This window comes from Exiguobacterium sp. ERU653 (genome assembly GCF_018617775.1).
In the GTDB taxonomy this organism is placed as follows: domain Bacteria; phylum Bacillota; class Bacilli; order Exiguobacteriales; family Exiguobacteriaceae; genus Exiguobacterium; species Exiguobacterium marinum.
This window is the reverse complement of the sequence record NZ_JACSKV010000001.1, coordinates 1,163,383-1,182,480: the sequence shown is the minus strand read 5'-3', so window position 1 is coordinate 1,182,480 and position 19,098 is coordinate 1,163,383. Positions and strand designations below refer to the sequence as shown.

Annotated in this window: 23 protein-coding genes; 16 read left to right on the top strand and 7 right to left on the bottom strand. The window is 45.2% G+C overall.

All coding sequences use genetic code 11. From position 1 onward, the window contains the following. The first annotated feature begins 11 nt into the window (after positions 1 to 11). Positions 12 to 2,177 (top strand): type I pullulanase, encoded by a 2,166-nt coding sequence (gene pulA / locus KNO95_RS06100; protein WP_214878472.1) that lies wholly within the window; start codon positions 12 to 14, stop codon positions 2,175 to 2,177. Positions 2,178 to 2,221: 44 nt separating this feature from the next. After that, on the top strand, positions 2,222 to 3,022 hold the full coding sequence (locus tag KNO95_RS06095; protein WP_251125090.1) for a phosphotransferase family protein: 801 nt from the start codon (positions 2,222 to 2,224) through the stop codon (positions 3,020 to 3,022). 35 nt (positions 3,023 to 3,057) lie between these two features. Here KNO95_RS06095 and KNO95_RS14580 read toward each other — a convergent pair whose 3' ends face one another. Continuing rightward, a complete protein-coding gene (locus tag KNO95_RS14580) occupies positions 3,058 to 3,168 on the bottom strand; it encodes a cytochrome bd oxidase small subunit CydS (RefSeq protein ID WP_407636718.1) in 111 nt (36 codons plus the stop codon). Positions 3,169 to 3,306: 138 nt separating this feature from the next. Between KNO95_RS14580 and trmB the strand changes: the two genes are divergently transcribed. Then, a complete protein-coding gene (gene trmB / locus KNO95_RS06090) occupies positions 3,307 to 3,954 on the top strand; it encodes a tRNA (guanosine(46)-N7)-methyltransferase TrmB (protein ID WP_026825559.1) in 648 nt (215 codons plus the stop codon). A gap of 105 nt (positions 3,955 to 4,059) precedes the next feature. Continuing rightward, positions 4,060 to 4,569 carry a hypothetical protein gene (locus KNO95_RS06085; protein ID WP_235181832.1) on the top strand — a complete coding sequence of 170 codons (510 nt, stop codon included), beginning with the start codon at positions 4,060 to 4,062 and terminating at the stop codon, positions 4,567 to 4,569. Between the two features lie 43 nt (positions 4,570 to 4,612). Here the strand turns inward: KNO95_RS06085 and dhaM are convergent, their stop codons facing one another. The 4 genes from dhaM to KNO95_RS06065 form a co-directional block, all read right to left on the bottom strand. After that, a complete protein-coding gene (dhaM, locus tag KNO95_RS06080) occupies positions 4,613 to 4,957 on the bottom strand; it encodes a dihydroxyacetone kinase phosphoryl donor subunit DhaM (protein WP_353047595.1) in 345 nt (114 codons plus the stop codon). Positions 4,958 to 4,973: 16 nt separating this feature from the next. Further along, positions 4,974 to 5,564 (bottom strand): dihydroxyacetone kinase subunit DhaL, encoded by a 591-nt coding sequence (gene dhaL / locus KNO95_RS06075; protein ID WP_214878470.1) that lies wholly within the window; start codon positions 5,562 to 5,564, stop codon positions 4,974 to 4,976. 19 nt (positions 5,565 to 5,583) lie between these two features. Continuing rightward, positions 5,584 to 6,561 (bottom strand): dihydroxyacetone kinase subunit DhaK, encoded by a 978-nt coding sequence (dhaK, locus tag KNO95_RS06070; protein WP_026825563.1) that lies wholly within the window; start codon positions 6,559 to 6,561, stop codon positions 5,584 to 5,586. 102 nt (positions 6,562 to 6,663) lie between these two features. Next, positions 6,664 to 6,966, bottom strand: a complete 303-nt coding sequence (locus tag KNO95_RS06065; RefSeq protein WP_012726763.1) for a PepSY domain-containing protein — start codon at positions 6,964 to 6,966, stop codon at positions 6,664 to 6,666. 138 nt (positions 6,967 to 7,104) lie between these two features. Here KNO95_RS06065 and KNO95_RS06060 point away from each other — a divergent pair, with 138 nt between their 5' ends. Together KNO95_RS06060 and KNO95_RS06055 are read left to right on the top strand one after the other, a co-directional pair. Continuing rightward, positions 7,105 to 8,178 carry a M42 family metallopeptidase gene (locus KNO95_RS06060; protein ID WP_026825564.1) on the top strand — a complete coding sequence of 358 codons (1,074 nt, stop codon included), beginning with the start codon at positions 7,105 to 7,107 and terminating at the stop codon, positions 8,176 to 8,178. Positions 8,179 to 8,331: 153 nt separating this feature from the next. Continuing rightward, the gene (locus KNO95_RS06055) at positions 8,332 to 9,348 is read left to right on the top strand and encodes a PTS sugar transporter subunit IIC (protein ID WP_214703491.1); all 1,017 of its coding nucleotides are present in this window, start codon (positions 8,332 to 8,334) and stop codon (positions 9,346 to 9,348) included. A gap of 36 nt (positions 9,349 to 9,384) precedes the next feature. Here KNO95_RS06055 and KNO95_RS06050 read toward each other — a convergent pair whose 3' ends face one another. Then, complete coding sequence (locus KNO95_RS06050) at positions 9,385 to 9,717, bottom strand: hypothetical protein (RefSeq protein ID WP_214703492.1); 333 nt, start codon at positions 9,715 to 9,717, stop codon at positions 9,385 to 9,387. Between the two features lie 116 nt (positions 9,718 to 9,833). Here KNO95_RS06050 and KNO95_RS06045 point away from each other — a divergent pair, with 116 nt between their 5' ends. The 6 genes from KNO95_RS06045 (at position 9,834) to KNO95_RS06020 (ending at position 14,323) form a co-directional block, all read left to right on the top strand. Beyond that, positions 9,834 to 10,145 carry a thioredoxin family protein gene (locus KNO95_RS06045; RefSeq protein ID WP_026825567.1) on the top strand — a complete coding sequence of 104 codons (312 nt, stop codon included), beginning with the start codon at positions 9,834 to 9,836 and terminating at the stop codon, positions 10,143 to 10,145. Between the two features lie 6 nt (positions 10,146 to 10,151). After that, on the top strand, positions 10,152 to 10,946 hold the full coding sequence (locus KNO95_RS06040; RefSeq protein WP_214703494.1) for a DUF1444 family protein: 795 nt from the start codon (positions 10,152 to 10,154) through the stop codon (positions 10,944 to 10,946). 54 nt (positions 10,947 to 11,000) lie between these two features. Beyond that, positions 11,001 to 11,615: a YtpR family tRNA-binding protein gene (ytpR, locus tag KNO95_RS06035; RefSeq protein WP_214878903.1), complete on the top strand. Its 615-nt coding sequence runs from the start codon at positions 11,001 to 11,003 to the stop codon at positions 11,613 to 11,615. 54 nt (positions 11,616 to 11,669) lie between these two features. Further along, positions 11,670 to 12,377 (top strand): hypothetical protein, encoded by a 708-nt coding sequence (locus tag KNO95_RS06030; RefSeq protein WP_214703495.1) that lies wholly within the window; start codon positions 11,670 to 11,672, stop codon positions 12,375 to 12,377. 85 nt (positions 12,378 to 12,462) lie between these two features. Further along, positions 12,463 to 13,770 (top strand): UDP-N-acetylmuramate--L-alanine ligase, encoded by a 1,308-nt coding sequence (gene murC, locus KNO95_RS06025; protein WP_214878467.1) that lies wholly within the window; start codon positions 12,463 to 12,465, stop codon positions 13,768 to 13,770. A 100-nt stretch (positions 13,771 to 13,870) separates the two neighbouring features. Further along, the gene (locus KNO95_RS06020; protein WP_026825572.1) at positions 13,871 to 14,323 is read left to right on the top strand and encodes a Dps family protein; all 453 of its coding nucleotides are present in this window, start codon (positions 13,871 to 13,873) and stop codon (positions 14,321 to 14,323) included. Between the two features lie 38 nt (positions 14,324 to 14,361). Here the strand turns inward: KNO95_RS06020 and KNO95_RS06015 are convergent, their stop codons facing one another. Next, the gene (locus tag KNO95_RS06015) at positions 14,362 to 15,474 is read right to left on the bottom strand and encodes an aminopeptidase (RefSeq protein ID WP_214703497.1); all 1,113 of its coding nucleotides are present in this window, start codon (positions 15,472 to 15,474) and stop codon (positions 14,362 to 14,364) included. A 169-nt stretch (positions 15,475 to 15,643) separates the two neighbouring features. Between KNO95_RS06015 and KNO95_RS06010 the strand changes: the two genes are divergently transcribed. The 4 genes from KNO95_RS06010 (at position 15,644) to ccpA (ending at position 19,091) form a co-directional block, all read left to right on the top strand. Beyond that, positions 15,644 to 16,156: a DUF948 domain-containing protein gene (locus KNO95_RS06010; protein WP_026825574.1), complete on the top strand. Its 513-nt coding sequence runs from the start codon at positions 15,644 to 15,646 to the stop codon at positions 16,154 to 16,156. 21 nt (positions 16,157 to 16,177) lie between these two features. Further along, a complete protein-coding gene (locus tag KNO95_RS06005) occupies positions 16,178 to 16,726 on the top strand; it encodes a YtxH domain-containing protein (RefSeq protein WP_214703498.1) in 549 nt (182 codons plus the stop codon). 132 nt (positions 16,727 to 16,858) lie between these two features. Further along, positions 16,859 to 17,950, top strand: a complete 1,092-nt coding sequence (locus tag KNO95_RS06000; protein ID WP_214699218.1) for a bifunctional 3-deoxy-7-phosphoheptulonate synthase/chorismate mutase — start codon at positions 16,859 to 16,861, stop codon at positions 17,948 to 17,950. 127 nt (positions 17,951 to 18,077) lie between these two features. Beyond that, entirely contained in the window at positions 18,078 to 19,091 is a 1,014-nt protein-coding gene (gene ccpA / locus KNO95_RS05995) for a catabolite control protein A (protein ID WP_026825577.1), read from the top strand. Positions 19,092 to 19,098: the final 7 nt, after the last annotated feature.

The following is a 19,098-nucleotide window of genomic DNA, read 5'->3' as shown; positions in this document are numbered from 1 at the left end:
AAGGGAAGCATATGCATCATACACCAGATCAAAAGACCGCCTCGCATGTAAGCATCGAGAGTGCGTCTTTCGTATCATTTGAGACAATACAACTTGAGATTTTGCGCGAATATGAATCCGTTCCAGTACAAATTGAGCAAAATGGACGCCCCATCGATTACTTAGTCGAGCACCAACATGTGACGGAGTCGGGGAGGGTCGAACAAATTCTTCGTCTAAATGAACCAATAGCTCTAGATATGATGTATACAGTGTTTCATCCGGGACAAAAAACGATGGTCATTATCCCTCGAGAAGTCGTTCGTTCGGAAGAATTCGAACGTCGATTTTCATATGACGGTCCTCTCGGTGTGTCGTTTGCGCCGAATGGGATAGAAGTGGTGGTGTGGTCGCCTGTCGCCCTCTCTATGTGGATTACAATCCATGACGACACAAACCATCGTGAAATGGAACGGTTTCGTATGAATCGCGGCTCCCGTGGCGAGTGGAATGGGGAAGTGCCGAAAGAATTCGAAGGAATGCTGTATCGTTTAGAAGTGAAGACACCGGTCGATACAAGGCAAGTCGTTGATCCTTATGCAAGAGCTGTCAGTTTGAACGGAGAGTATGGGGTGTTGTCGGACGTGGCCCAATTCGTCCGTGAACAAGTCGAACGTGTGTCCCGTCCACCGTTATGGAAAGCGACGGATGCGGTCATTTATGAATTGCATATCCGAGATTTCACTAGCCATCCTTCATCGAAGAGTCAACTAAAAGGTCTATATGGAGGGGTTACGGAACAAGGAGTTCGGACGAAAGGGGAGCATAGTGCCGGACTCGACTATCTGAAAGAACTCGGGGTGACCCATGTTCAGTTGTTACCCGTCCATGATTTTGGAAGCGTCGATGAAGCGACGCGTATGCCGTACAATTGGGGATACGACCCGATTCATTGGTTCAGTTTAGAAGGCAGTTATGCTTCGAGACCGGATGTACCGATGAGTCGTGTATTCGAGTATGCGACACTCATCTCTGACCTCCATCAAGCGGGTCTACGTGTCGTCACAGACGTCGTGATGAATCACATATACATTCGTGAACAGTCCCCGCTAGAAGCGCTCGTTCCGTATTATTATTTTAGATACGAGCATGATGGCACAGTTGCAAATGGGACCGGCGTCGGAAATGACACGGCCTCGGAACGCTATATGATGCGACGGATGATTGTGGACTTCGTGACCTATTTCGCGACAACGTATCAAGTCGATGGATTCCGCTTTGACTTGATGGGTATTCATGATGTGGAGACGATGAATCAGGTGCGGGTAGCTCTCGATAAAATCGATCCATCCATCCTTGTTTATGGAGAAGGATGGGACTTGGCCACACCGCTCGGTCAGTCATTAAAGGCAACATCACAAAATGCCGCTCAGATGCCCCGAGTTGGACATTTTAATGACATGATTCGAGATGCGCTGAAAGGTTCGACTTTCAATGACCGGGAACGTGGATTTATTTCTGGAAATGAGTGGAGGGAGTGGGAGCTACGCGAATGTCTCACCGGTGCCGTCCATATTCCGAACGTGACGGTCGGACGCTTTCCGAGCCCGACATACTCCATCAACTATGCCGAAGCCCATGATAATTACACGATTTTTGATAAATTGAAATTGTCATGCGAAGAAATCGATGAAGCGACTCGCCTCGCCATGCAACGTTTGGCTAATGCAGTGGTCATCACGTCTCAAGGGATTCCGTTTATTCACGCTGGTCAAGAATTCGGACGTACGAAGCAAGGTGTAGAAAATAGCTATAACTCACCGGACCATATCAATCACTTTGATTGGGATTTACGTGATACACGAGTCAACGAAATCGAGTATGTGAAGACGCTCCTGAAGCTGCGACGACTGCATACGTGCTTCCGTTACGATTCACGTCAGGAAGTCATCGACCATTTCACATTCTTACCGTCGCCGCCTGGCGTCATTATTTATGAACTGACGGCGAGCCACTCGTATGATGCGTGGCAGCGGGTACGCGTATATATTAATGGAACGTTCGAAAAACTGTCATTCGAAAGCGATGCGAAATGGAACGTCTACGTTCAGGGTGAAACGGCAAGCCTCGTCCCGATCGAAAGAAACCCGTCACACATTCAAGTCGAGTCGTTGTCAATGACGATTCTCGCGTGTTAAGATGTTGATTGTATCTCTTAAATTTCAAGTAAGATTTGAGCGTGATGAATATGTATTCAGATATAGTCGGTGCGCTCGGTAAAGAGTGGACAGTCGCTTCAGCCGGAGGAATTACCGGAGAAGCGTATGTAGCGACGACGCGCCAACAGAAGATTTTTGTGAAACGGAATTCTTCTCCGTTCTTGGCGATTCTTTCAGCAGAAGGAATTGTTCCAAAACTTCTTTGGACAAAACGAATGTTTAACGGGGATGTGTTAAGTGCCCAACAGTTTATTGAAGGTCGTGAACTTTCGCCAGACGATATGAAGCGACCAGATGTCGCGGCACAGCTCGGAAAGATTCATGATTCGAAAGAGCTATTATTCATGTTACAACAATTAAATCACACACCAGTGACGCCGCACTTATTGCTCCGTCAGTGTGAAGCATATGAACAAGATGAGACGGACCCGACGATTGGAGAGGCTGTACAATGGTTAAAGCACCATTTGCCAAAAGTCGATGAGCAAGAGTTCGTCGTGTGTCATTCCGACTTAAACCATAATAATTGGATTGAAGATGAGAGCGGTCTTCTCTACCTAACAGATTGGGATGATGCCATCATCGCGGACCGCGCGTTTGATTTGGCGATGGTTGTCTACAGTTATGTCGATGAAACGGAATGGGGGCGTTGGTTTTCGCATTATGGAGTATGTGTCTCGAACAAGCTTCATAATCGTATGCATTGGTATGCGATCGCCCAAACGATTTTGACGATTTATGGGGAAGAGAACGATTCTGCGCGAACAGAAGGCTTTCATGTGTTACGTGAGTTGATGGACGAGGCGTATGAGCGAATTAACTAAAAGGGATGGCTGAGCGCCACCCCTTTTTGAATGTGTTAAATGTCGTCTGGATTCATGAAGAAAGCCCAAACGAACGTTGCGATGACACCAGCGAAAAACGTGAGTGGAGCTGCGTAAAAAATTAGGAATTGATCTAATGTACTCATCTTATATAACCTCCTTGTGAAGGATGATTCACGTTCATTAAACTATGATTTCGTGTATAATCGCAAGAGGACTGCTCGTTCGAAACGTGCATCCCCCCATTAAACTTGAACATTTGATGAACGAAAGGTAGGATTTTCATGCGTTTACGACATAAGCCTTGGGCAAAAGAATATATGGAAGCCCAAGAACACGTATTTATTCAACACCCTGATCAGCTGAAAGGAAAGTGGGAAACCGAGTTCGGGAATGACCACCCTCTCTTTATTGAAGTTGGTTCAGGCAAAGGACAATTCATTTTAGGGATGGCAAGCCAACATCCGGATGTGAACTTCATCGCAATTGAATTATTTGAGAGTGTAGCCGTCTCAATCGTTCAAAAATTAGTCGAATCACCGATGCCGAACGTGAGAGTTTTGACGGTCGATGCGAAGCATCTCACCGACTATTTTGAAGCGGGCGAAGTCGATCGCGTATACTTAAACTTCTCGGATCCATGGCCAAAAACGCGCCATGCGAAACGTCGCTTAACGTATAAGACGTTTTTAGCGACATATGAGGCGATTCTTCCGAAAGCAGGAGAGATTCATTTTAAGACGGACAACCGTGGACTGTTTGAATATTCGCTTCAAAGCATGAGCCAATACGGAATGTTCTTCACAGATATTTCACTTGATTTACACGTGAGTGAACCAGAAGATAATATTCGAACAGAGTATGAAGAGCGTTTCAGCGCGCTCGGTCAACCTATCTATCGTATGGAAGCCGTCTTTCGTCCGAAAAATTGACACGCTTTTTTCTTATTTTAATAGTATTTTCTTCACACTTTTTTCTTTCTTCTTGGTACAATAAGAATGACGCTAAACTGGAATAAGAGAAGGGGGAACATGGGGATGTTGAAAAAAGCATGGGCAAGCCTGCTTGCAGTAATCTTCATTCTAACAATCGCACCAATGAATACCTCAGCGAATGAAGCGTTCTTGGACGCACTCGAAGAGGATTTGAAAGCGACGCATTACGACTATAAAGAAGGAACGGCTGAAATCATCAAAGAAGAGACACTTCGCCATTCAAATGGGAATGAAGTGATTGCGGCTGTCGTAGAACTCGATACGATTCGTGATGGCATCTTCATCACTCGTAAAACGGAGTATCATTACTTTGATGCGACAGACAACAAAATCCTTTCATCAGCAGACCTCGTAGAAGTTGAAGGAGCAGCTGAATTCGCAGATACGAACATCGACATGCTCGGTCAACAAATTGTCTACTGGTTGCCAGTATTGGTATTGCTTCTATTGATTGCGATTCCAGCACTTATTTTGTTCTTGGTCGTACCACGTTTCTATTCAACTAGTCCATATATGAATCCTGTATATGAAAAGAATGACAACCCACGTTAACACATAAAAGCACCCCGTTCTCATGAACGGGGTGCTTTTATGTTTACTGTTGTTTCAATTGTTCTACGATGTCAGACAATGACATGTCGTTTCCTGAGGAGACGGATGCGATGAAGGCGCTCTCGACAATCGGACCGTCGAAAAATGCGACTTCTTTGTCTCCTTCGTACATGTCGATTGCGAGTTCAGCATTCATCGTAGCCGAGCCGATATCACTGAGGAGAAGTGCTTCTCCTTTGACTTCGTTCAGTGCTGTCAAAATGCGGTTGACGTCCGTTCCGATTGCCCCGTCCTCGAGACCTCCGGCTAAATGAATAGGGACAACCGGCGCCATCTCCTTCATGAGATCTTGAATACCTTCCGCAATTTTAGAGCTGTGTGAGACGATAATCAGTTCAACGATGTCAATCGACCTCCTTCATGATGGCGGCTAACAGGATTGAACTTGAGAGGGCGCCAGGGTCGACCGTCCCCCGTGAATTTTCGCCAAAATATGAGGCTCTGCCTTTTGTTGCCACCATATCTTCTGTTTTTTGTACGAGTTCGTCTAATTGCTGTTTGTAGTCGTTCCCTTGCTTTACATGCTCAAGGAATGGATCCCAAACATCAACCATCGTTTTTTGACCGACCTCAGACTTTCCTCGTGCTTTAATTGAATTCGAACCTTCTTGGAGTGCTTCTATGAGCAAGTTGAAATCAGCTTCAGTCGCATCTCCGAACTTGGTAGCCATCTTTACAAAAGCGGAACCATACAGCGGTCCGGCAGCGCCACCTACTTTCGACATAAGCGTCATACCAACTTTTTTACTTATCGCTCCGAGAGAGTCATAATCTTCGTCTAGAATGGAAGAGACAGCCTCGAACCCACGAGACATATTGATCCCATGATCGCCGTCACCGATAGCCCGGTCTAAATCTGTCAACGTGTCTTTTTGTTCTTCGATTCCAATTTGTGTGTCGCGTAACGCCTGCTTCATCCGTTCAATCGTCAACATAAACCAAACACCCCATTCATCAAATTTTAAATCCAAGTGCCGCAGATGGGGCATCTAAATAGGACGTCATCTCATCATCGAGCGGTAATAATGTAATCGAGAAACCATGCATCTCAAGTGACGTCATATAGTTGCCGACGTATTTTCGTTTCAAAGTATATCCAGCGGCTTCAAGTTTTTCTGCAACGAAGTGATACGTCACGTATAACTCAGATAGTGGAGTTCCGCCCATCCCGTTCACCATGACAGCGACTTCGCCAGGTTCGACTTCTTTTTTCAAATGACTGAGTAAATCATCGACGATTTGGTCGACATCGCTCGTCGGTTTACGTTCGACACCACGCTCCCCGTGAATTCCAATCCCAATCTCCATCTCTTCCTCGTTCAAGTCGAAACCGGGCTTGGCGCTAACTGGCATATAACAAGGTTCTACAGCCATTCCCATCGAACGAACATGAGAGGCTACTTTTTCAGCAATTGCTTTGACTTCTTCGAGTGATTTCCCGCTTGCCGCAGCAGCGCCCGCGATTTTATGAACGAAGACAGTCCCAGCAACGCCTCGACGATCTTCTTTATTCGAAATGGCGACATCATCCGCGACAACGACGTGGTCGACTTTGATGCCGTCCCCTTCGGCCAGTTCCGCGGCAAGTTCGAAGTTCATTACATCCCCCGAATAGTTTTTCACAATCAACAGGACGCCGTTTCCGCCATCGGCCGCTTTGATTCCTTCGAGCACCATGTCCGGAGTAGGGGATGTAAATACTTCCCCGCAAACTGCGGCATCGAGCATACCGTCCCCGACATATCCGGCGTGTGCCGGCTCGTGACCACTACCACCACCAGAGACGAGTCCTACTTTTCCAGACTTAGCTCCACTGGCCCGACAGATGACATTGACATCGTCGACACGACCATACAATTCAGGATGGGCATGGACCATACCTTCTACCATTTGTGTTACGAGTTCACTTGCTTCACCGATTAGCTTTTTCACGCGAGATCACTCCTTTTTTAAATTGAAAACTACCATTTTCAATTTTCCACTCTTTCACTAGAACTAAACAAAAAACCGACGAATGATTCGTCGGTTTTTTTGTCATGCATATTCGAGTAAAGCGCCAGTCTCAGAGTCGACTGTGAACTCGTACGTTTTTTCTTCGTCGTTCTCAAGAACCGAGATTCCACCTTTGTAGACGTCGTATTCACGACCATCATATGTGTAAATCTCAGGTGATGCAGAAATCCATGCCCCTTGGACATGACCTTTAGCTGAGAAAGCACGTTTTGTGTACTCTAACGCGTTTTCTGCAGATAAGCTACGTTCATCTAAAGCTTTTTTCGTCATAAGTGCGGCAATGACGGCCACCCCGATTCCAATAAACCAATACCTTTTTTTCATATGACTACCTCCCCTTGAACTATGGCTATCATGTACATCGTACCAAAACCTGTACCCGAATGGAATGAAAAGCATTCGCATCCTATCAAAACTTTTGTATATAATGAGACAAGAACGGTTAGGAAAGGATGATAAAAGATGGATCAGAAGACGAGAGATTTATTTAAGACGTTAACAGAATTACCAGGTGCACCGGGGTTTGAGTCAGAAGTCCGTCAGTTCGTACGTGAACGGATCGAACCACATTCGGATGAAATTGTAACGGATGGCATCGGGTCGATTTTTGGGAAGCGTGTTGGAGACGAGACAGGCCCGAAAGTCATGGTAGCGGGTCACATGGATGAGGTTGCCTTCATGGTGACGCGCATCACTGAAAACGGAATGCTTTACATACAACCGCTCGGTGGATGGTGGAGTCAAGTGCTTATGGCACAACGGTTTGATATCATCACATCGAACGGTAAGATTCCGGGGGTCGTCGCTTCGACACCGCCTCATTTATTAGGTCCAGATGCGATGAGTAAGCCGATGGACATCAAGCAGATGTTTATCGATATCGGGGCAGATTCAAAAGAGGAAGCAGAGTCTTGGGGAGTGCGTCCGGGTGTTCCTGCGGTGCCGACGAGCGCGTTCACACCACTTCATCACCCTAAAAAAATTATGGCGAAAGCATGGGATAACCGTTATGGTGTTGGTCTTGCTGTCGAACTACTAGAAGAAACGACAAAAGTCGATCATCCAAACATTTTGTTCTCTGGGGCCACGGTACAGGAAGAAGTGGGATTGCGTGGAGCGCAAACGGCATCTGAATTGATAGAGCCGGATGTGGCACTCGTTCTTGACGCATCACCGGCGAACGATGCATCGGGAAGCAAGACGGAGTTTGGGCAGCTCGGTGAGGGTGCTTTGATTCGAATCTTAGATCGGGTCATGGTCATGTCACCCGAAATGCGTGACTTCTTGCTCGATACTGCCTCAGACGAAAACATCAAGACACAGTATTTTGTCTCTCCAGGTGGTACCGATGCGGGTCGTGTGCACATGAGCGGTGAAGGTGTACCGACAGCCGTGATCGGTGTCGCATCACGCTATATTCATACACATGCCTCTATTCTTCATACAGATGACTACGATGCAGCGAAAGCGTTACTGAAAGCGTTGGTCAAACGACTTGACCGTTCGACGCTCGAAACGCTCCGTCCGTCTCGCTAAGTGCACGTGCCGTTCACTCATGATTTTGAGTGAACGGTTTTTTTTATACGGCTGTTCTTGCTATTTCAGGTAAAAACTTTATACTGATAGAGGTGTTTATACATTATTTTTACTTATGACAAGACACCTGTAAAAGTGTAAGGAGGATGTCCCGTGTTAAAGAAAAAAGGAATTTCACTCAGCCCGTCTCTCTATTTTGTGACGGCACTAAGTTATATGGCACTTGGTTTATTCAGTACGTTGATTATCGGTCTGATCATGAAGACGATCGGGGGTCAACTCGATGGTACTGCACTCGCAGGAGTGAGCGGCACATTTATACAAATAGGTGAGGTGGCTATGAGTCTGACAGGTCCGGCCATCGGGATTGCGATTGCGTATGCTCTTGAGGCACCACCGCTTATTCTATTTTCAGCTCTCGTCGTTGGAGCGTTCGGATATGAATTTGGACCTGCGGGTAGTTACGTCGCCACAATTCTAGCCGTCGAATCTTCAAAACTCGTTTCAAAATCAACGAAGTTGGATATTTTAGTGACGCCGTTTACGACAATTGCAGTCGGATTCTTCACCGCGACGTACATTGGGAAATATGTCGGAATGTTCATGACACAGCTCGGAAGTTGGATTGAATGGGGAACGGAGCAGCAACCGTTATTCATGGGTATCGTTGTAGCAACATTGATGGGGGTAGCCTTGACCGCCCCGATTTCAAGTGCAGCCATCGCACTGATGCTCGGTTTAAATGGCGTTGCAGCGGGTGCTGCGACAGTTGGCTGTGCCGCTCAAATGATTGGATTTGCCATCACGAGTTATCGAGATAATGGAGTTGGTGGAGCACTTGCTCAAGGGATTGGAACCTCGATGCTTCAAGTTGGGAACATCGTGAAAAACCCTTGGATTCTTCTTCCCCCAACATTAGCCGGGGCTGTACTGGCACCCATCGCGATTCTGTTATTTGAATTGGAAAGTGTAGCTGCAGGGGCAGGCATGGGAACAAGTGGACTCGTAGGTCCAATCGTCATGCTCGAAACGATGGGGTTTAGTTGGTACACGTTGATTGTCGTTCTTGGTTTCTTAATTGTCGGACCAGCCTTGTTGAGTTACGCGATCTATGCAGTATTGCGGAGGACCGGAAGAATTCAACCGAATGATTTAAAGATTGATTATTAAAAAAGAGCATCGTTTCAACGAAACGATGCTCTTTTTTCATCCAATCCCGAACCACATTTTAACCGACTCTACCGTTTCCCGAGGGACACGAAAGCTAATAAGGAATAGCGTGAGGACAATCACGTAGATTGGAAGTAGAAAACGTTTTCGTACGATTGGCAAATGTCGGACCAGTTGTTTTAACCATTTTTCGAGAACATAAATGATGGCAAATCCGACAACGAGCCAAATTAAAATTTCCAATCTCGTTTTATCGGTGTCAATAAATAAATATCCGTATCGCAAAATGGCAAGCATTCCGAAAACACCGACCATTTGTTCAAGGGGGTGTTTCATTTCAGGATTTAATTTTGTACGCGTTAACTTCATTTGATTTCACCTGTTTCAACTAGTTTCGGTTTTGATTATAACAAACAGGAGAGCAGAATGTGCGACTTGACTTATGCTATTATAAGTGAGGAAAACACGGACAGGAGTGGTCAATTATGAAACAATTATCAACAACGACAGAATATATGGAAGCAAAAGAATCGAAAAGCATTTTCATGTTCTCAGCAAAATGGTGTGGGGATTGCCGATTCCTCGACCCATTCATGCCAGACATCGAGAAAAAATTCGAGACATGGACGTTTTATTATGTAGACCGTGACGAGTTTATGGAACTTGCGCAAGAACTTGATATTTTCGGGATCCCAAGCTTTGTTGCGTTTGAGAACGGCAAAGAAATCGATCGATATGTCGGTCGAGAACGAAAGACACCCGAACAGGTCGAAGATTTCTTGAACGGGTTAGGGTGAGGATATATGGAACGGAATGAGTTGAGACGTTATTTAGAATCAAACTTCAAAGCGGATTATCGTACTTCTTATGACCGTGAGAATGAAGTGTTGCGCGTCGAAAGAAGGTCAGATCGCTTCGGTGTGAATATTCGTCTCGCACCAATTGTGGCAAAAGCAAAAACTCGTGGAAAAGTGGCGGTCGATGAGGTAATCGAATATATCGAATCTGCGATGAAGGCAGATGATCAAATCTCACTCTCAGGAAATATGGATGTTATTTATCCAGTTATTCGTTCGAACTCGTTCGCGAAAACCACAAAAAATGGAGAGTCTCTTGTGTTCACTCCGCATACGGCAGAAACTGCTATCTTCTATGCGTTGGATCGAGGGAACGGCTATCGATTGATTGAAGAAAGGCACCTTTCGGAAGATTTGGACGCCTCATTAATTGAACGAACAGCTCGAGAAAATATTAAAAAATTGCCGACTGAGATGAAGCAAGATGAGGTCGCAGGTAATCCATTCTACTTTCTTTCTACCCGAGATGGGTACGAAGCGTCTCGTATTTTAAATGATGACTTTCTTCGGATGATGGAGCGTCGGGTCGAAGGGGATATGCTCGTTGGTGTTCCGCACCAAGATGTGATGATCATAGCGGATATACGAAATGATCAAGGATATGATGCGATGCAACAACTGATGTTTGATTTCTTCACAAATGGTCGTATCCCAGTGACTGCACTTGCCTTTCATTATGAAGCAGGGCAACTTGAACCGATTTTTATTGTCGGAAAAAAGACCCCGCCATCGAACACATAATCTGATAAAATAAGTGAGATGAGTTTGAAAGAAAGGACGTATGAACGTATGCAAATGAATGTGTTTTATAACCGAGAAGGAATCGGCGATGTACTCATGGTGTTGTTAAAAGAAGGAGAACGGCACCATCAATCTGTCGAGCGGGTGAGAGATGTCGCTATTATCAAATCCGTAGACGGAGAAGTAAATGGGTATAATCTATTCGAAGCAAGTCAACATTTTGACGTCTCGGAGTGGAATGGTCCGGTTGATTTGACGCCCGAATTGGTTGAACAATTGCGTGCCGTTTTGAGCGATAATGGCATCGAGGAGGACTTCTCTTGGGCAGATGTGACTCCTAAGTTCGTCATAGGCTATGTCGAAAGCGCGGAAAAGCATCCGGATGCCGACAAATTATCGGTATGCCAAGTACAAATCGATCAGGGCACTGTGCAAATCGTGTGTGGTGCACCGAATGTAGCGACAGGACAGAAAGTGGTCGTAGCGAAACCCGGTGCAGTCATGCCGACAGGGTTAATTATCCGACCATCCGCACTCCGTGGAGAGAGTTCGCACGGGATGATTTGTTCTGCCCGTGAATTAAACCTTCCGAATGCTCCACAGGAAAAAGGGATTTTAGTGTTAGATGACGAATATGAAGTAGGTACAGCATTTGAAATCGGTCGCTAAACTCGACCGATTTTTTGTTAAATATGGATTGAGCGAAAAAGCGAGGAATCAAGTATGGATGCATATGAACGTTCAATGAAACGACAAGCAGAACGAATTAAAAGAGAGCTATCGAAAGAAGGACAGACAGTATCTCATCCACCTAAGGTAGAGGTCACCGATGAACTTGTCCCCACAGACGTCCCATCACCAATTTACGGGTATGCGCGCCCAAAGCCGAAGATTGTACTTCCAGCCGAACATTCTCCTGAGACGAGAGAGGCGATTGAGACGATTATGGAATCCGAGCCATCACAATCAGCAGATTCGACCCGGGATGTAGCGTGTGAGTCTAAAGTTGAGCATCACTTGAGTGAAGAACAGACCGAATCGATTTCCGAGGAAATGATTGTTGAAGAAAAATCAATACTTGGTGAAGTCTCTATAACGGATAACGGTTTTTCTTCAGTCTTTATGCAATCAACAGATTTATCCCATTCGAATAAAGAAACAATCGTGGAAGCTTTACATGATGTTGCAACACATGACAATTTAAATATCGACGGCTCTGCAGAGAAGGTCGGACCATCAATTGAACAGATTGCAGAGAGATTACAAACACCATCTGAGCAACAAGAACTACCAACGAATACAGATTTGACACCTGCAGTTCAAGTATCGTTTAAAGCTGATCAACCCCCTGTAAATGTAATGATGACGCCAAAAGATCGCATGGCCATGTATCGTAACCGACGACTTGCACAAAAAAACAATAATCTGTAATAGCATGACTTCATGAGTTTTGCTATAATGACAAAGGTTTGTCGCATTTTGACGAGCCGCAATGAATTAGGGGGGCTATTTACAGATGAACCGTTATCACTTCGTCGGAATTAAAGGAACGGGCATGAGTCCTTTAGCTCAAATTTTATTTGATATGAACAATGAAGTCCGTGGATCGGACGTTGAAAAAGCATTTTTTACAGAAGAAGCATTGAAACGAAAAGGGATTGAAATTTTGCCATTCAATCCTGAAAATATTTCTGAAGACCAAATCATCGTACAAGGAAATGCGTTCAGTGATGATCACCCAGAAATCGTCCGAGCACGCGAACTTGGCTTGACGATTTATAAGTATTATGAATTTTTAGGTGAACTCGCCGACCATTATACAAGTGTGGCGATTACAGGATCGCACGGTAAAACGTCAACAACCGGTTTACTCGCACACGTAATGCGTGGCATCGAGCCGACATCATTTTTAATCGGTGACGGAACGGGCGAAGGTGTTGCAGGTTCAAAGAATTTTGTATTCGAAGCTTGTGAATATAAGCGTCATTTCTTATACTATCGTCCAGACTATGCCATTATGACGAATATCGACTTTGATCATTCGGACTATTTTTCTGGTCTAAACGATGTTATCGATGCGTTCCAAGAAATGGCGAAGCAAGTGAAGAAAGGAATCATTGCCTGTGGTGATGACGAGAATCTTCAACAAATTCAAGCAAACGTTCCACTCGTCTATTATGGATTTGGGGATCATAACGATTTTCGTGTAGAAAATGTTGATTCGACTGAAAACGGAACAACATTTGAAGTCTTCTTACGCGATGATTTTTATGGGACGTTCCGCATTCCTGGATACGGAGATCATAGTGTGCTGAATGCACTTGCAGTCATTGCGACATGTGACTATGAGAACTTATCGAAAGAGTTAGTGAAAGAGCGCCTTGAAACATTCAACGGTGTGAAACGTCGGTTTAGTGAATCGGTGTTAAATGATCAAGTGCTCGTCGATGACTATGCGCATCATCCGCGTGAAATTAGTGCGACTATTGAAGCAGCACGCAAAAAGTATGGGGAACGAGAAGTCGTGGCGATTTTCCAACCGCATACGTACACGCGCTTAAAATCATTCATGGATGATTTTGCAACGGCATTGGCTGAAGCAGATACAGTATATCTTTGTGATATTTTCGGTTCAGCACGTGAACAAGAAGGAACCGTCACAATCGAGGACCTTCAGTCACGAATTGATGGTGCACATATTTTAAAGCGTGGCGGTACGAGCGTCTTACGTGATCATAATGAAGCAGTGCTACTATTCATGGGTGCGGGCGACATTCAAACGTATCAACGTGAATATGAAGAAGTGGTGAAACTTGAAGCATGAGATTGAGGGGGAGACGAATGTTTCTCCTTTTTTTATGTTTAGCTATTCAAAATCTCGGTAATAGTAGTATCGATTGAATTTTGCAAAGGAGATGTTTTGAATGGCTAGTCAAGGTGCACTCAATACGTTAAACAAAGAAGTGGCGAACTATGGGCTGTTATTTGTGAAGCTCCATAATTATCATTGGTATATCAATGGTCCTCACTTCTTTACGTATCATGAGAAACTAGAAGAGCTCTACAACCTAGTGGCAGAGCTTTACGATGACGTAGCAGAGCGACTTCTCATGAACGACGGGGAACCGTTTGCGACGATGAAAGAGTATTTAGAACACTCAACGCTAAAAGAGGGCGATCGTCACGCTGAAACAGAACAGATGATCAAAGACATCATCAACGACTTCAAACAAATCCGTCAAGAGATGCAGGATTCGATGGAGAAATTTGAAGATGGAGATGAAGCGATTGAAGATACATTCGTTTCTCATATTGAACGACTCGAAAAAGAGATTTGGATGATGTCTGCCGCACTCGGCAAAAAAACGAAGCTGTAACATAAAAATGGTGCGCCTACGTTAGGCACACCATTTTTTTATTTTAAGTTTTCTGGATTCAGTGGAAGTAAAGCATCGATGACGAAGCGACCGTCTTTCCGAATGAGTTGATCGTCGAACCAAATTTCACCGCCGCCATAATCTGGGCGCTGGATGTTGACAAGGTCCCAGTGGACGGACGAGTTGTTGCCGTTATAGGCATCATCGTACGCTTGACCTGGGGTGAAGTGGAAGCTTCCGTCAATTTTCTCATCGAATAGAATATCTTTCATCGGGTGCTGGATGTATGGGTTCACACCGATTGCAAACTCACCGACATAACGAGCGCCTTCATCTGTGTTGAACACTTCGTTGATGCGTTCTGTGTTATTGGCTGTCGCATCCACAATCTTACCATCTTTGAATGTCAGTTTCACATTTTCAAACGTGAATCCTTGATATGGAGATGGTGTGTTATAAGTAATGACCCCGTTAACCGAATCTATTACCGGAGCCGTGAATACTTCACCGTCGGGGATGTTCATTTGGCCAGAACACTTGATGGCGGGGATGTCTTGGATTGAGAATGAAATGTCTGTACCAGGTCCAATTAACGTGACGCGGTCTGTCTTGTTCATCAACTCGACCAATGCATCCATCGCTCGGTCCATTTTTCCGTAATCTAATGTACACACATTAAAATAGAAGTCCTCGAACGCTTCCGTCGATTTTCCTGCAAGTTGTGCCATTGATGGGGATGGATAGCGTAACACGACCCATTTTGTTCCTTTGACGCGGTCTTCCGTATGCATTTTCCCGAGTGTGGCACCAACGAGTTTTTGTTGCTCACTCGGGACGTCTGAAAGCTCGTTGATATTATCACCAGCACGTAAGCCGATATAGGCATCCATTGCCTGCATCTGTTTACGTTCGATGTCGGCCATAAGTTCGAGTTGCTCTCGGCTTGCGCCCGTATATAACTTACGTAAGATACGGCTCTCTTTCAACAAGACGAACGGATGTCCTCCTGCTTCATAAGCTTTTTCGACGAGCGCCTCAACAAGCGCCTCCTCCACTCCGAAATTCTCGATCAGTACCTTTTCCCCCTGCTGAAGCTGGACAGAATAATTGATTAAACCGTCCGCTAATTGTGTAATTCTTGAATCTCTCACACGATCACCCCTAATTATTTTTATGAATTTCTATTTTAGTGTAATCGAAAACATAAAAACGGGTAAAGGAATAATCAGACCGAATGGCGAAAACGGTTGTAGCAAATCTTTTCAGTCATAATGGTGCTATAATGAAACAAGAAACGATTGAATAGGAGGAATGAATTGAATGGAAATTACATTAGGAGGCATTGCTGGCCTAATTGCGGCACTCGCATTTGTCGTACTCGTTATTTTCTTGGCGCGTGTTTTATCAAATGTAAACCGTACCCTTGGAAGCGTCGCCAATACGACCGAAAATTTAGAACGCCAGCTCGATGGAATCACGATGGAAGTGACGGCGCTCTTACATAAGACGAACCGTCTCGTGGATAATGTGGAAGAGAAGACTGAATTGCTCGCTCCTGTTGCCCACGCTCTTGACGAACTAGGGACATCACTGAACGAGGTTACTGAGTCAGTTCGTACTGTGTCGACTTCTGTTCACTCGGCAGCTGACGAAAATAAGGAGCAGATTGCTCAAGCCGTTCGATGGGGATCGGTTGCGGTTGAACTATTTAAAAAGAATAAACCGGAATCGTCAACTTCAAAAGAACGTCCACGACGTCGTACACGTCGTGAAAAGAAAGAAGAAACACCTGTATCACCTGATATGATTAATACAGATGATACGATTAAATAAACATCAGGGAGGAACTCACACATGATAGACCAAAAGCAACCAACAGAACAGAATCATTCAAGCGGTGGATTTTTGACGGGTGTCATTCTCGGAGGGATTGTCGGGGCTGCAGTCGCTTTATTGACTTCACCGAAAAGCGGGCGAGAAGTAAGAACGTACCTTGACGAAAAGACGTCGACATCACGCGAAAGGTTGACTGTCAAATCGAAAGAGATGCGTGAAAAAGCAGAGCCGGTCGTTGGGGAATGGATCAAAGTAGCTAGTGACAAGGCGGCACCAGTCCTTAATATCGTAAAAGATAAGGCACGTGAAGCAGCCGAACTAAAGCAACAAATGAATGAGGAAGACCTTTCGATTGAAGAGGCGATGGAAAAAGCGGATCAACTCGTCGCAGAAGCGGAATCAGAAGTGAAAGAACAGATGGACCGCGCGACCGAGGAAGAGACGACGAACACATCAGATGAATCTGCATCAGACGATTCTCTTGAAGCGCCGGTCAGGGAGTTGCTTGACGATGAGTCAAAAGAAGAACTTGCTGACTTGAAGAAAGACCTCAAAAAAGAAGAGTGACACGTTAGGGCCGAATGCGTTCGGTCCTTTTTTGGTGATTTTGTGACGTAAAACGTTTCCTTATGACAAAGCGCACAAAGTTCGATATAATTAGGAATCTGGAAAGAACGGCTTAGGAATGAGAGGGAAAATATGAGTCCACAAGATCAGTTGAATCGATTACGTCGAGAAATGGATGAATTGAACCATGAAATGCTCGACTTGCTTAGTCGGCGTGGTGCACTTGCCGTAGAAATCGGAAAAATTAAACGTCTTCAAGGCGTTGAACGATATGATCCGGTCCGGGAACGTGAGATGCTTGATTTCATTGCTTCTTCCAACCAAGGACCGTTTGAAACGTCACGTCTCCAACATATTTTTAAAGAAGTATTCAAAGCGTCTGCTGAATTACAAGGTGAAGACCGTGACAAAACGTTACTCGTTTCTCGTAAACGTCAACCGGAAGATACGTTGGTCCATTTGAAGGACGTGACCATTGGGAACGGGCGTCCACAGTTAATTGCGGGGCCTTGTGCTGTTGAATCGTTTGAACAAGTGAATGCGGTCGCTGAGAAGCTCGCGTTGTCCGGAGTGAAGGTGATGCGGGGTGGTGCTTATAAACCTCGAACTTCACCGTACGACTTCCAAGGATTGGGTTTTGAAGGGTTGAAATTGTTGAAGACAGCGGCTGACCGACATGATTTACGAGTGATCACAGAAATTATGACACCAGGTGCGGTTGAATCAGCATTGCCCTATGTCGACATCATTCAAGTCGGCGCGCGGAACATGCAAAATTTCGATTTGCTAAAAGAAGTCGGGAAGACGGACAAACCAGTCTTGTTGAAGCGTGGATTATCCGCTACAATCGAAGAGTTCATTTACGCGGCAGAGTACATTATGTCTAGTGGAAACAGTCAGGTCATCTTGTGCGAGCGGGGCATTCGAACGTATGAGCGCGCTACTCGCAATACGTTAGACATTACCGCGGTACCGATTTTGAAACAAGAGACGCATTTACCTGTCATGGTAGATGTGACGCATTCAACAGGTCGTCGTGATTTGTTGTTGCCGGCTGCAAAAGCAGCACTTGCCATCGGGGCAGATGGTGTGATGGTAGAGGTACACCCAAATCCTGCGATTGCGTTATCGGATGCGCAACAACAATTGGACTTCGATCAATTTGATCAATTTGTGGAAGGACTGACTGTCCAGTTTCCTCAACTTGATTTGGTGAAAAAGTAAGCTTTCCAAATGGAAACGTTTTATATCGCATGAAGACAGGGTAAACTGATGACAGATACCTGTCTTCCTTTTTTAAGATGTTTTATGAAAACTTTTTGAAAATCAGGACTTGTAGGAGGAGTAATTTATGAATAGTAATAACGTAACAATTTATGATGTTGCACGAGAAGCCGGGGTGTCGATGGCCACCGTCTCACGTGTCGTCAACGGAAACCCGAATGTCAAACCAACGACACGAAAGAAGGTACAAGATGCAATCGATCGTCTCGGATATCGTCCGAATGCTGTCGCGCGTGGACTTGCGAGTAAGAAAACCACAACGGTCGGTGTCATCGTACCGGACATTTCGAATATTTTCTTTGCCGATTTGGCACGAGGGATTGAAGATGTTGCAACGATGTATAAATACAACATCATCCTTGGTAACTCGGATTCAAGTCGTGACAAGGAAATCCATTTACTGAACACGTTGTTAGGGAAGCAAGTCGACGGCATCATCTTCATGGGTGGGCGTTTGCACGAGGACCTCGTTGAAGAGTTCAAAAAATCACCGGTCCCAATTGTTCTCGCAGCGACGTTAAATCAAGGATATGACCTTCCTGCGGTCAACATCGATTATGAGCAGGCCGCATATGATGCAACCCAAATGTTAATTAACCACGGACATGATCGTGTCGGATTCATTACGGGACCGCTTGAGCAACAAATCAATGGCGAAAAGAAATTTGCCGGGTACCGTCGTGCGCTTGAAGATGAGGGTCTTCCATTCCATGAGAATGATATGATTCTTGGGAATTACACATACGCATCAGGACTTGAAGCGATGCAAAAAATGTTGCAGCGCGATGATTGCCCGAAGGCGATTTTTGCCGGGACAGACGAGATGGCTCTTGGAGTCATCCATGCGATTCAAGATGCCGGCTACTCGGTTCCGAACGACTTTGAAGTCGTTGGTCACGATAACACGCGCCTTGCGACCATGATTCGTCCGAAGTTGACGACAGTCGTACAACCGATGTATGATATCGGAGCTGTAGCGATGCGTCTCTTGACGAAAATTTTAAATGCGGAAGAGATTGAGGAGAAAAACGTCGTTCTCCCTCACCGAATCGAACGCCGTGACTCGCTTCGACAAGACTAACAAAGAG

Coding starts and splice junctions, on each gene's coding strand:
- KNO95_RS06095 (WP_251125090.1), top strand. CDS start 2,222: ATGAATATGTATTCAGATATAGTCGGTGCGCTCGGTAAAGAGTGGACA.
- KNO95_RS06020 (WP_026825572.1), top strand. CDS start 13,871: ATGGCTAGTCAAGGTGCACTCAATACGTTAAACAAAGAAGTGGCGAAC.
- KNO95_RS06010 (WP_026825574.1), top strand. CDS start 15,644: ATGGAAATTACATTAGGAGGCATTGCTGGCCTAATTGCGGCACTCGCA.
- KNO95_RS06085 (WP_235181832.1), top strand. CDS start 4,060: ATGTTGAAAAAAGCATGGGCAAGCCTGCTTGCAGTAATCTTCATTCTA.
- KNO95_RS14580 (WP_407636718.1), bottom strand. CDS start 3,168: ATGAGTACATTAGATCAATTCCTAATTTTTTACGCAGCTCCACTCACG.
- KNO95_RS06030 (WP_214703495.1), top strand. CDS start 11,670: ATGGATGCATATGAACGTTCAATGAAACGACAAGCAGAACGAATTAAA.
- ytpR (WP_214878903.1), top strand. CDS start 11,001: ATGAATGTGTTTTATAACCGAGAAGGAATCGGCGATGTACTCATGGTG.
- KNO95_RS06040 (WP_214703494.1), top strand. CDS start 10,152: ATGGAACGGAATGAGTTGAGACGTTATTTAGAATCAAACTTCAAAGCG.
- KNO95_RS06005 (WP_214703498.1), top strand. CDS start 16,178: ATGATAGACCAAAAGCAACCAACAGAACAGAATCATTCAAGCGGTGGA.
- trmB (WP_026825559.1), top strand. CDS start 3,307: ATGCGTTTACGACATAAGCCTTGGGCAAAAGAATATATGGAAGCCCAA.
- KNO95_RS06045 (WP_026825567.1), top strand. CDS start 9,834: ATGAAACAATTATCAACAACGACAGAATATATGGAAGCAAAAGAATCG.
- murC (WP_214878467.1), top strand. CDS start 12,463: ATGAACCGTTATCACTTCGTCGGAATTAAAGGAACGGGCATGAGTCCT.
- pulA (WP_214878472.1), top strand. CDS start 12: ATGCATCATACACCAGATCAAAAGACCGCCTCGCATGTAAGCATCGAG.
- dhaL (WP_214878470.1), bottom strand. CDS start 5,564: ATGTTGACGATTGAACGGATGAAGCAGGCGTTACGCGACACACAAATT.
- ccpA (WP_026825577.1), top strand. CDS start 18,078: ATGAATAGTAATAACGTAACAATTTATGATGTTGCACGAGAAGCCGGG.
- KNO95_RS06050 (WP_214703492.1), bottom strand. CDS start 9,717: ATGAAGTTAACGCGTACAAAATTAAATCCTGAAATGAAACACCCCCTT.
- KNO95_RS06065 (WP_012726763.1), bottom strand. CDS start 6,966: ATGAAAAAAAGGTATTGGTTTATTGGAATCGGGGTGGCCGTCATTGCC.
- KNO95_RS06000 (WP_214699218.1), top strand. CDS start 16,859: ATGAGTCCACAAGATCAGTTGAATCGATTACGTCGAGAAATGGATGAA.
- KNO95_RS06060 (WP_026825564.1), top strand. CDS start 7,105: ATGGATCAGAAGACGAGAGATTTATTTAAGACGTTAACAGAATTACCA.